Genomic DNA, 11,509 nt, shown 5'->3' on the forward strand with positions numbered 1-11,509 from the left:
GTGGGAGCGCTGTGGCCCATGCCGAGCAGACCGCCGCATCGCGTGCCCACGGGCACCCGTGTGCGCGGTCTGTCGTTGCTGGAGATGCTGCTGGTCGTGGCGCTGATCGCCATCATCGGTGTGGTGACCGCCACCGCGATGAACGGTGGCATCGACGGCATGCGCCTGCGCAACGCCGGCAAGGAAATCGCCACCCAGCTGCGCTACACGCGCACGCAGGCCATCGCCACCGGCCAGACCCAGCGCTTCGTGATCGACCCGCGTGCCAGGACGTGGCAGGCCGCCAATGGGCGCCACGGGCAGATTCCCGCCGCGCTGGACGTCCAGTTCCGCGGGGCGAGCCAGCTCAGCATCGCGCCGGGGCAGGGCAGCATCGCCTTCTTCGCCGACGGCGCGGCCAGTGGCGGCAGCATCGACCTGAGCACGCGCGGCGCGGTGTGGGAGATCCACGTCGGCTGGATCACCGGCGAAGTCCGTGCCGGTCCGCGCCGGGAGGGCGGATGAAGCGTCAGCGCGGCTATTCATTGCTGGAGGTGATCATCGCCTTCGCGCTGCTGGCGTTGGCGTTGACCCTGCTGCTGGGCAGCCTGTCCGGTGCGGCGCGTCAGGTCGGTCAGGCCGACGTGCGCAGCCGGGCCACGCTGTATGCGCAGTCGCTGCTGGCCAGTACCGGCGTGGAGGCTCCGCTGCAGGAGGGCAGCACACAGGGCGAGTGGGAGCAGGGCAAGTACCGTTGGCGATTGCAGGTGGAACCGTACGCGGAGCCACGCACGACCACCGCGCCGGTGGCCACCGATGTTGGCGGCCCGACCCTGGCGCAGATCACCCTGCAGGTGCGCTGGGGCGAAGGCAACGGCGAGCAGTTGCAATGGCGCAGCCTGCGCGTGTTGCCGCCGGTACCGGGAACCCCGCGATGACGCGGCGCGCGCGCCGTGCCCGCGGCTTCACCCTGATCGAAATCCTGCTGGCGACCGCGCTGCTGGTCGGCGGCCTGGCGCTGGCCTTCGCCACCGTGCGCTCGGCCATGGCGATCAGCCAGCGCGGCGAGCGCATGGCCGCCCAGAACGAGCGCATGCGCGCGGTCGAAGGCTTTCTGCGGCGTCGCCTGTCGACCGCGCTGGTCATCGCGACCTCGCCGCCGGATCCCACCCGCGACCCGGTGTACTTCGTTGGCGAGCCGCAGCGGATGCTGTTTGTCTCCGATCTGCCTGGCTACCTCGGCCGGGGCGGGCCGTATGCGCATGAGCTGCAGGTCCGTCGTGCGGGTGGGCAGGAACAGCTGGAGGTCGGGCTGACCCTGCTGCAGAACGGCGAGGCGATCGAAGAAGATCCACCGCGGCCGCCGGAAATGCTGGCCGATCAGCTGCGCGACGTGCGCTTCCGCTATCGCGGTACCGATCTGCGCACCGGCCAGCTGACCGAATGGCTGGACCGCTGGGAGGACACCCGCCGCCTGCCGCTGCTGGTCTCGATCGAGATCGTCCCGCTGCAGGGACCGGCGTGGCCACCGATGATCGCGGCGCTCCCGCCACCGCGCGGAGATCGCCGATGAGGCCGGCGCGCGGTGCCGCGCTGGTGCTGGTGCTGTGGTTGATCGCGCTGCTCACGGCGGTGATCGGCGCATTCGCGCTGAGCGCACGCGTGGAGCACATGCAGCAGCGCGTGATTGGCGATGATGCCATCGGCCAGGAATACGCGCGCGCGGGGCTCGAATATGCCCTGCATCGTCTGCAGCCCCGCGCAAGCCAGCCGGCATGGGTGGCCGATGGCCGCCGCTACCGGTGGAGCTTCGATGACCGCCGGATCGATCTGGCGATCCTGGATGAGAACGGCAAAGTGAATCTGAATCTGGCCGATGCCAGCTTCCTCACCGCCTTCCTTCGTGCAATGGGAGAGGAACCTGGCCGCGCCCAGCAGCTGGCCGGTGCCATCGTCGATTGGCGCGACGCCGACAGCCTCAAACAGCCTGGCGGTGGCGCGGAGACGCCGGATTACGTCGCGGCCGGCCTGCCGTATGGCGCACGCAACGCGCGCTTCGAGACCGTGGGCGAGCTGCAGCGCGTGCTGGGCATGGAGGCGGACCTGTATGCGCGGATCGAGCCGATGCTGACCCTGTACAGCCGCCAGGCGCGGCCCGATCCACGCTTCGCGGCTGGCCCGGTGTTGACCGCGCTGGGGCTGGACGCCGAACGCCTGCTGGCCGAGCGCGAGCGTGCGGCGGCGGCAGATGACGCGGGATTACCGACCGCACCGCTTGCAGGTGGCAGCGGCACCTATAGTATCGAGAGTCGCGCCACGGACGAACGCGGCCGGATATCGGTACTGCGCGCCGTGGTGAGGATGGGGTCGGCAGGCACGCCGGGAACGGCATACACAGTACTTCGCTGGGAACAGGGAATGGCAGCAAGATGACGGCATGGCGTGACAGTCTGGTGCGGGCCCGCGGGCGCTTGTCGCCTGGCGTGGGCAGCAGCCTGCGCTGGTGGCGGCAATCGTTGCTGGCCTGGCTGCCGGTGCGGTGGCAATGGGCGATGGGCTGGTCGCGCTCGCGGCTGCTGTTGCAGCGCGATGGTGAGGTGTTGCGCCTGCAGCGCCAGACGGGCGAGCAGATCGAGGCGATCGCCGAACTGCCCTGGCCGGTATCGCCGGACACCCTGGATACCGTGCTGGACGCGCGCCTGCGCAGCTTGCCGCGGCATTGGTTGCTGCCCGCCGGCAGCGTGTTGCGGCGCCCGCTGCGGCTGCCTGCGGCGGCCGCGGAGCGGCTGCGCGATGTGGTCGGTTTTGAAATTGATCGGCAAACCCCCTTCGATGCCAGCCAGGTCAGCTACGACGTGCGCGAGCTGGGCGCGCTGCCGGATGGCCAGTTGCAGCTCGAGCTGGTGGTGATCCCGCGCGTGCAGCTGGAGCAGTGGGCGCAGCAGGCCGGGCCGTGGGCGCAGGCCGTGGCCGGCGTCGATGCGGTGGATGCCACTGGCCAGCCGCTGGACGTCAATCTGCTGCCGGTCGCGCAGCGGCAGCCGTATCGCGACCCGATGGCGCGCTGGAACTGGCTGCTGGCCGTGGGCGCGGTCGTGCTGCTTGCGCTGGCCGGCCATCAGTTGATCGACAATCGCCAGGCCGCGGCAGACCAGTTGCGTGAGCAGGTCGATGCCGCCGCGCGTGATGCGCGGCGGGTTGCCGCCGAACGGCAGCAACTGCAGAGTCTGGTGGAAGGCGCCGCGTTCCTGGAGGGCAAGCGTGCCGAGCATGCGAGCACCGTGGAGATATGGAATGAACTTACCCGCCTGCTGCCCGATGGCACCTATCTGGAAAAAATGTCGATCGAGGGCACCACGCTGCAGTTGATCGGGCTCAGCCGCGAAGCCTCGCAACTGGTGCCGCTGCTGCAGGACTCGCCGCTGTGGCGCAAGGTCAACCTGACCGGCGTGCTGCAGGCCGATGGGGCGACCAGCGGCCGCGACCGTTTCACGCTGACTGCCGAGCTGCAGCCGTTGCCCGGCGCGATGCCGCCTGCCAAGGAGGTTGCCGATGGCAGCACAACCGACGCGCCGTGATCGCTGGCTGGCGCTGGGCCTGCTGCTGGCGGTGATCGCGGTGGCCTACCTGCTGCTGGTGCATCCGTGGTTGACCCGCCCGCTGCTGGCGATCCATGCCGACATCGCAACGGTGCAGGAGCGTCAGCAGCGTGTGCAGGCGCAGCTGGCGCAGCGCGGCCAGATCGCTACCCAACTGAGCGAGGTGCAGACGGCGCTCGAGGGCCGCCCCGGCTTCCTGCGCGAAGCCACGGCCGAATCGGCGGCTGCCGCGCTCTCCAGCCGCCTGCAGGATGCGGTGGCCTCCGCCAGCCCGGGCAATCGCAGCTGCACGATCAGCAATCGCACGCCACTGCCGGATGCCAGTCGCGAACCGGCCTTCCCGCGCGTGGCCCTGCAGGTGCGCCTGCGGTGCGGCGTGCCGGAGATGGCCGCGGTGCTGCACACGCTGGAGACCGGCACGCCGCGCCTGTTCGTGGACAACCTCAATCTGCTGGCGCAGCGCTTCCAGCAATCGCCAAGTGAAACCGGCACCGGCCTGGACGTGTCGTTCGAACTGGTCGGCTATCTGCGCCCGGGCGCCGCGCTGGAGCCTGGTGCGCCGGTGCCGCCCCCCCTTCCGCTGCCGGCGGAACAGGACGCTGGGCAGAACGCTGACCCAGGTGCGGCCCTGCCCAGCGATGCGGCCGAACCCGCGCCGGCACCGGACGCTGCCGAGGAGGTCGAGCATGAAGCTTGAAGCAGCCGGCCTGCGCACCTGGTGGCTGGGGGGCATCGCGCTGTGGGCACTGGCGATCTGGATCGCCACGCTGTTCGGGCTGGGCAGCCGTATCGCGCCGGCCACGGATGGCGATATCGGCCCCGGGCCGTTGCCGCAGCTGGCACCGGCCGCACCGGAGCGCATGGCCTCGGCCAGCACGTACGCACAGATCGGTGCGCGGCCGCTGTTCGCCGAAGACCGGCAGCCGCGCCCGTATCTGCTCGGCGGCACCGAGCAGGGCACCGCCAGCAGCGTTTCGCTGACCGGCGTACTGCTCACGCCTGACTTCGCCATGGCCATCCTGACCACCGATCAGCGCCAGTCGCTGCGGTTGCGCTTGAACGGTGAGGCGGTGAACAGTTGGCAGCTGCTGGCGCTGGAACCACGCCGGGCCACGGTCAGCGGGCCGGGTGGCACCCAGACGCTGGAACTGCCGGTGTTCAACGGGCAGGGCGGCGAGCCCCCCACCGTGCTGGGCGCCACGCCGCTCACGAGCGTTCCTCCGGCCGGTACCGGCGCCCGACCGATCAACGGCGCGGCGGCGCCGATGCCCGCCCCCCCACCGGCCGCAGCCCCTGCGGCGCAGGCAGGAACGCCCTCGAATGCGGCGGCCCCCGCGCAGAACGCGCAGGGCCCCAGCGAAGACCAGATGAAGGCGATCCGCGAGCGCATCCAGGCGCGCCGCCAGCAATTGCAGCAACAACAGCAACAGCAGTCGCAGCAACCGCCCGCGGGCGGCTCCGGCCACAACCCTTAGAGTGACAGCATGACCCTGCGCCTTTTCCCCGTGTCTTTCCTTGTCGCCCTGCTGGTGGGCTGCACCACCGTGCCCGCGCCGGAGGTGCGCCGCGATGCGGTCCTCGACAGCCACCAGGTGGTCGCCGGTGATGGATCCCACACAGGCGTCGATGCCGAGCCACTGGGAACCAGCAGTGCACCGCAGGCGGTGATCCGCCGCGGCACCGGCACGATGATCAACCGCAGCGCCGCCGCGGCGCCGCAGCCGTCGCTGGGCAATGCCTCCACCGGCAATGCGACCTTCAACTTCGAAGGCGAATCGGTGCACGCCGTGGTCAAGGCGATCCTCGGCGACTTCCTCGGCCAGAACTATGTGATCGCGCCGGGCGTGCAGGGCACCGTGACCCTGGCCACGCCCAAGCCGGTCTCCTCGGCGCAGGCCTTGAACCTGCTGGAAATGGTGCTGGGCTGGAACAACGCACGCATGGTCTACAGCGCAGGCCGCTACAACATCGTGGCCGCCGACCAGGCGCTGGCGGGCACCGTATCCCCCAGCACCGCCTCGCCGGCCAATGCGCGTGGCTTCGAAGTGCGCGTGGTGCCGCTGCAGTACATCTCCGCCACCGAGATGAAGAAAGTGCTGGAGCCCTACGCGCGCCCGAACGCGATCGTCAACGTCGACAACGGCCGCAACGTGATCACCCTCGGCGGTACCCGCAGCGAACTGGAGAACTACCTGCGCACGGTCGAGATTTTTGACGTGGACTGGCTCTCGGGCATGTCCGTGGGCGTGTTCCCGATCCAGTCCGGCAAGGCCGAGCAGGTCGCCGCCGATCTGGAGAAGGTGTTCGGCGAGGAAAGTAAAACTCCCAGCGCCGGCATGTTCCGCTTCCTGCCGCTGGAGAATGCCAACGCGGTGCTGGTGATCACCCCGCAGGCGCGCTATCTCGACCAGATCCAGCAGTGGCTGGACCGCATCGATACCGCCGGTGGCAGCGCGCGGCTGTTCTCCTATGAGCTGCGCTACGTCAAGGCCAAGGACCTGGCCGAGCGTCTGGCCGAGGCCTTCGCCAATGAGAACGGCCGCGGCGGCCGCGGCAGCAGTTCGCTGGCGCCGGGCGCGTCGCCGATGGACATCGGCAGCCGCGATGGCAACAGCAACAGCAATTTCTCCAACACCGGCAGCAGCAACGGCAGCAGCCGCGGTGGGCTGGGCGAGGGCACGATGAGCCTGCCGCAGCGCCAGTCCGGCAACGCCAGCTTCAGCCTGGAGGTGCAGGGCGATACGGTCGGTGTCTCGGCAGTGGAGGAAACCAACACGTTGCTGGTGCGCTCCACCCCGCAGGCGTGGCGCTCGATCCGCGAGGTGATCGAAAAGCTCGACGTGATGCCGATGCAGGTCCACATCGAAGCGCAGGTGGCCGAGGTCGCGCTGACCGGCGATCTCAGCTACGGCGTGAACTGGTTCTTCGAGCAGGCCGTGGCCACCGGCAAGACCGAGAGCGGCATCGACCTGCCCAGCGCGCTTGGCCGTTCGATCTGGGGCAGCATTTCCGGCTCGGTCGGCAGTGACGGGGTCGGCTGGACCTTCCTCGGCAAGAACGCCGCCGCGGTGGTCAGCGCGCTGGACAAGGTCAGCAACCTGCGTCTGCTGCAGACCCCGTCGCTGTTCGTGCGCAACAACGCCGAAGCCACCCTCAATGTGGGCACCCAGATTCCGATCAACTCGGTGTCGGTCAATACCGGCGTGGGCGGCGACAACACCTACAGCCAGGTCCAGTACCTGGATACCGGCGTGATCCTCAAAGTGCGCCCGCGCATCACCCGCGATGGCGTGGTGTTCCTGGACATCGTGCAGGAGGTCAGTTCGGCCGGCGCGATCCCGAGCGGCTGCGACCCGACCCGCACCACCTGCAACCCGCCGATCAATACCCGCAAGATTTCCACCGAAGCGGCGGTGCAGAGCGGTGACACCATCATGCTCGCCGGCCTGATCACCGATTCCGGCGAAGACGGCTCCAGTGGCGTACCGGGCCTGAGCAAGCTGCCGGTGATCGGTGCGCTGTTTGGCCGGAAGACGTTGAAGTCCGAACGCTCCGAAGTGATCGTGCTGCTGACCCCGACCATCGTGCGCAACGCACAGGAGTCGCGGAACCTGACCGACGAGTACAGCAGCCGCTTCCGTGCGATGGAGCCGTTCCCCGAGCGCAAGGGCAAGCGCTGAGAGATGCCAGGCCCCTGCTGTCACCGCAGGGGCCGATCTTGTTACGCTGGCCGCGCCCAAGGGAGCCTGCGATGACACAGCGACACGGCGAAGACGGCAGCACGCAGAGGTCGGCATGAGCACGGTCATCCTGTTGCCGATCGGGGTCGACGATGCCGCGCTGGACCGCTGCCTGGCCGCGCTCGATGCCGGCACCGCGCCCGGTACCGCGATCTGGTTGGCCGACGATGGCCAGGCCGGCCCGCGCGCCCAGGCCGTGATCGAACACTGGTTGGCACAGACGCCGCTGCAGGCCGAGTACACCCGCCGTGCCCGGGCGATCGGCGAAGTCGCCCATCTGGATGAAATGCTCGCCGCGTGTACCGGCGCCGACGTGGTGGTGCTCGCCCCGGATGCGATCCCGGCACCGGGCTGGCTGCAGCAGCTGGAGGCCTGCCTGGCCCGCGATGCCTCGATCGGCTCGGCCACGCCGTGGTGCAATGCCGGTGAGACGGCCGCCTGGCCGCGCCTGGGCGAGATCAATCCGCTGCCGGACGATCTGGACCTGGCGCCGTTGGCCCAGGCCTGCGCGGCGATGCCGCCGCTGCATCCCGAGTTGCCTTCGGCGGTGACCCACGCTGTGTTGTTGCGCGGCAATGCCCGGCGCAAGGCCGGCGGGCTGGACATGCACAGCTACGCGTCGTGGAACGCGGCGCTGATCGACCTCAGCCTGCGCATGGCCGGGCTCGGCTGGCGCAACGCGCTGTGCGAGACCGCCTTCGTCGCCCGCGTGGCCGAAGGCGTGACCGGCGAGGGTGACATGGAGGCGTTGGCGACGCGCTGGCCGGCCTGGCCGCCGCGGCTGGCCGGCTTTCTGATGGCTGATCCGTTGCAGCAGGCACGCCACGACCTGCAGCAACACCACCGGCAGGCGATAATGCCCAAGGCGCAGGGCGATCTGTTCGCGCCGCCTGTCATTGCCGCCCCGGAGCCGCCCGTTTGAGCCCTGCCATCGCCGCCATCATCGTCAGCTACCAGAGCGCCAGCACGCTGGACGCCTGCCTGCTGCGCCTGCGCGAGGCGCGCGACATCGCTGAAATCCGCGTGGTCGACAACGATTCCACCGACGGCACCCTGGAGATCGTGCAGCGCCATGCCAGCGCCGATCCGCGGGTGCGCTTCATCGCCAATCCGGACAACCCCGGATTTGCGGCGGCCAACAACCAGGGCGTGGCCGACAGCCAGGCACCCTGGCTGGCCTTCATCAACCCGGACCTGATGGTCGGTCCCGATACCCTGGCCCTGCTGCGCGAACGCGCGCTGCCGCTGGGTGACTGCCTGCTGGGCGTGGAACAGGTCGACGAAGACGGCCGCCCGGACGATGCGGTGCGACGCCGAGACCCGGATTTCGCCGCGATGCTGCGCAACCCCGGGCAGGGCGGAAAGCTGGCGATCCCGGTTGACCGCAGCCAGCCGCTGCAGGTCGTGCCGGCCCTGTCCGGCGCCCTGCTGTTGATGCCGCGCGCGCTGTTCGACCGGATCGGCGGCTGGGATGCGGGCTATCGCCTGCACGCCGAGGATCTGGACCTGTGCCGGCGCGCACGCGAGGCCGGCGCGGTGATCGCGATCGCCAACGACCTGCAGGTCACCCATGTACGCGGTGTCTCCAGCCGCTCACGGCCGTTCTTCGTGGAATGGCACAAGCACCGGGGGCTGTGGCGCTACTTCCGGAAATTCGAGGCGCCGCAACGCGCCTGGCCGGTGCGCTGTGCCGTGTGGGGCGCGATCTGGGCGCATGCGCTGGCGCGGGTGCCGCGTCTGCTCCGCCGCCGGTAGAGGCCCGCGCACTCGCTTCGGCACCGGGGCGATACCTGCCGTGAACGCATTCCACGCTGCGGGCACCGGCCGTTGGTCGTACCCGGTGGCGGGCGCATAATCCCCAGCATGATCATCCAGTCCCTGCTCGACACCGACCTGTACAAATTCACCATGATGCAGGCGGTGCTGCATCAGTACCCCGGCGCGCAGGTGCAGTACCGGTTCAAGTGCCGGACCCCGGGCATCGACCTGGCGCAGTTCATCGACCAGATCAACGCCGAGATCGACCACCTGTGCAGCCTGCGATTCAGTGCCGAAGAGCTGGACTACGTGCGCGGCCTGCGCTTCGTCAAACCGGATTTCGCCGATTTCCTCGGGCTGTTCCACCTGGACCGCAAGTACATCGCGCTGCGCCCCTCGACCACCGTACCCGGTGAGATCGATCTGGACATCACCGGGCCGTGGCTGCACACCATCCTGTTCGAAGTTCCGCTGCTGGCGATCATCAACGAGGTCTGGTTCCGCAACACCACCGACTCGGATTTCAGCGAGGGCGAGCGCCGCCTGCAGGCCAAGACCGCGCTGCTGCGCGATACCCCCGGCTTCGAGCTGTGCCGGATCGCCGACTACGGCAGCCGCCGCCGTTACTCGCGCGAGTGGCACGGGCGGATGCTGCCCATGCTGCGCGACGCGCTCGGTGCGCAGTTCGTGGGCACCAGCAACGTGCATTTTGCCCGGCTGTACGGCATGACCCCGCACGGCACGATGGCCCATGAGTACCTGCAGGCGTTCCAGGCGCTCGGCCCGCGCCTGCGCGATTCGCAGGTGGCGGCGCTGGAATCCTGGGCGCGCGAGTACCGCGGCGACCTGGGCATCGCGCTGTCGGACGTCGTCGGGCTGGACGCCTTCCTGCGCGACTTCGACATGTACTTCTGCAAGCTGTTCGACGGCGTCCGCCATGATTCCGGCGACCCCTTCACCTGGGGCGACCGCATGCTGGCCCACTTTGAGAGCCGCCGGGTGGACCCACGCAGCAAGGTGCTGGTTTTCAGCGACGGGTTGAACATCGAAAAGGTGATGCAGCTGTTCGATTACTTCCGCGGCCGCTGCCAGGTGGCCTTCGGGGTCGGCACACACCTGACCAATGACCTGGGCCCGACCCCGCTCAACATCGTCATCAAGATGGTCCGCTGCAACGGCCAGCCGGTCGCCAAGCTGAGCGATTCACCCGGCAAGAGCATGTGTGATGACCCGGGTTATCTGGCGTATCTGCGCCAGGTGTTCGAGTTGCCGGCCGAGGGTTGAGCGTTGCGGCCGGGCGGTGGATACGCCGCGGCGTCACACTTTTTCGCCCGCCCTGCCGGGGAGGGGCGACGCCACGGGGTGCCGTCACGGCCGCCCGGTACCTCGGGCATTCCACGTTTCCGTTCAGCCCACTGGCCGCGGGTGACGCGGCGCGTCAGGAAGCGACGCAGCGCGCTCGCTATGCAGGAAAGCCAGATGTGCCACAATATTGTGAGGCGTAGTTCACACTTTTGACCGACATCGATGCCGGTAATTGCCCGTATACCGCCTCTGCATCGTGGTTCGTCTAGGCTTTCCAGATGAATTCATCAGCATTGCTTGATTACTACCGTGCCCATTCGTGCTCTCCTCAGTGGCGCGGCTTCCTGCTTGCGCTCTGCGAAGAGTTCGACAGTGCGTTGCCCGATGCCGAGCTGTCCCGGCTGATGGCGCGTATCGGTGAGCGCTTCGGCCGTGACCATGCGCTGCCGGCGGTGGCGACGCTGGAGGAACTGCAGCATGCGGCCAACGCCGTGTGGTCGTCGACGGAGTGGGGGCTGGTCGTATTCGAGGAAGCGCCCGAACAGGTGCGCATCCATCACGCCGCCTCGCCGTTGTCGGCGGTGCTCGGCGCCCGCGCCGGGTGGGACACCGGGTTTCTCGAAGGTGTGTACCGGCAGTGGTTCCGCGCCGCCGGGATGATGTCGGTGCTGGATGTGCGCTATCTGCAGAGCGATCATCCTGATGTAGCCACGTACACGCTGTCGCGTGTGTTCTGAATCCTTCCCCCTTTCGATGGTGCCATGAGCAAGCTTCAGCAACCTGCCGATTCAGAGAGCCACGACGACGTGGCCGGTCTCTTCAACCGTCTGGGGGACCGCGATGACACGCGTGCTTACCGGGATTTCTCTCATAGCCAGTCCCGCGTCAGCGCGGTGGCCAAGCCGCGCGACGAGGCGCCGCCGCCGATTCCGGCCGTGGTCCTGCCGCCGGTGGCCAGTGCCGCAGCGGTGATCGCGCCGGCCCAGGCTGCACCGGTGGAGACACCGACCAGTGCCGCACCGGCACAGAAAACACCGTTGGAACAGGTGTTCCAGCGCTTGGCGGGCGCGCGCAGCGCGACGCCGGGGCACAGCCCGTTGAGCCGGTTGCGCCAGGGTTGAAACGTAG

At 68.9% G+C, this 11,509-nt stretch carries 13 protein-coding genes; all 13 read left to right on the top strand.

From position 1 onward, the window contains the following. Positions 1 to 18: 18 nt before the first annotated feature. Complete coding sequence (locus ABE571_RS10725; protein WP_346493689.1) at positions 19 to 504, top strand: GspH/FimT family pseudopilin; 486 nt, start codon at positions 19 to 21, stop codon at positions 502 to 504. Then, positions 501 to 917 (top strand): prepilin-type N-terminal cleavage/methylation domain-containing protein, encoded by a 417-nt coding sequence (locus ABE571_RS10730; RefSeq protein WP_313209247.1) that lies wholly within the window; start codon positions 501 to 503, stop codon positions 915 to 917. The genes ABE571_RS10725 and ABE571_RS10730 overlap by 4 nt, the downstream gene beginning before the upstream one ends. After that, positions 914 to 1,552 carry a type II secretion system protein J gene (locus ABE571_RS10735; protein WP_346493690.1) on the top strand — a complete coding sequence of 213 codons (639 nt, stop codon included), beginning with the start codon at positions 914 to 916 and terminating at the stop codon, positions 1,550 to 1,552. Before ABE571_RS10730 ends, ABE571_RS10735 begins: the two co-directional genes overlap by 4 nt. Next, a complete protein-coding gene (locus tag ABE571_RS10740) occupies positions 1,549 to 2,412 on the top strand; it encodes a type II secretion system protein GspK (RefSeq protein WP_313209251.1) in 864 nt (287 codons plus the stop codon). Before ABE571_RS10735 ends, ABE571_RS10740 begins: the two co-directional genes overlap by 4 nt. Then, a complete protein-coding gene (locus ABE571_RS10745) occupies positions 2,409 to 3,557 on the top strand; it encodes a PilN domain-containing protein (protein ID WP_346493691.1) in 1,149 nt (382 codons plus the stop codon). The genes ABE571_RS10740 and ABE571_RS10745 overlap by 4 nt, the downstream gene beginning before the upstream one ends. Then, on the top strand, positions 3,526 to 4,275 hold the full coding sequence (gspM, locus tag ABE571_RS10750) for a type II secretion system protein GspM (protein WP_346493692.1): 750 nt from the start codon (positions 3,526 to 3,528) through the stop codon (positions 4,273 to 4,275). Before ABE571_RS10745 ends, gspM begins: the two co-directional genes overlap by 32 nt. Continuing rightward, positions 4,265 to 5,053: a hypothetical protein gene (locus ABE571_RS10755; protein ID WP_346493693.1), complete on the top strand. Its 789-nt coding sequence runs from the start codon at positions 4,265 to 4,267 to the stop codon at positions 5,051 to 5,053. Before gspM ends, ABE571_RS10755 begins: the two co-directional genes overlap by 11 nt. Positions 5,054 to 5,062: 9 nt before the next feature. Next, positions 5,063 to 7,258 carry a type II secretion system secretin GspD gene (gene gspD / locus ABE571_RS10760; protein ID WP_346493694.1) on the top strand — a complete coding sequence of 732 codons (2,196 nt, stop codon included), beginning with the start codon at positions 5,063 to 5,065 and terminating at the stop codon, positions 7,256 to 7,258. Between the two features lie 115 nt (positions 7,259 to 7,373). Next, positions 7,374 to 8,240: a glycosyltransferase gene (locus ABE571_RS10765; protein WP_313220006.1), complete on the top strand. Its 867-nt coding sequence runs from the start codon at positions 7,374 to 7,376 to the stop codon at positions 8,238 to 8,240. Beyond that, the gene (locus ABE571_RS10770) at positions 8,237 to 9,073 is read left to right on the top strand and encodes a glycosyltransferase family 2 protein (protein WP_346493695.1); all 837 of its coding nucleotides are present in this window, start codon (positions 8,237 to 8,239) and stop codon (positions 9,071 to 9,073) included. Before ABE571_RS10765 ends, ABE571_RS10770 begins: the two co-directional genes overlap by 4 nt. A 108-nt stretch (positions 9,074 to 9,181) precedes the next feature. Further along, the gene (gene pncB / locus ABE571_RS10775) at positions 9,182 to 10,360 is read left to right on the top strand and encodes a nicotinate phosphoribosyltransferase (RefSeq protein WP_346462881.1); all 1,179 of its coding nucleotides are present in this window, start codon (positions 9,182 to 9,184) and stop codon (positions 10,358 to 10,360) included. Positions 10,361 to 10,659: 299 nt separating this feature from the next. Beyond that, a complete protein-coding gene (gene bcsD, locus ABE571_RS10780; RefSeq protein WP_313209267.1) occupies positions 10,660 to 11,118 on the top strand; it encodes a cellulose biosynthesis protein BcsD in 459 nt (152 codons plus the stop codon). A gap of 24 nt (positions 11,119 to 11,142) precedes the next feature. Continuing rightward, positions 11,143 to 11,502 (top strand): hypothetical protein, encoded by a 360-nt coding sequence (locus ABE571_RS10785; RefSeq protein WP_313209269.1) that lies wholly within the window; start codon positions 11,143 to 11,145, stop codon positions 11,500 to 11,502. Positions 11,503 to 11,509: the final 7 nt, after the last annotated feature.

Source organism: Stenotrophomonas sp. TWI273 (genome assembly GCF_039674765.1).
GTDB lineage: Bacteria > Pseudomonadota > Gammaproteobacteria > Xanthomonadales > Xanthomonadaceae > Stenotrophomonas.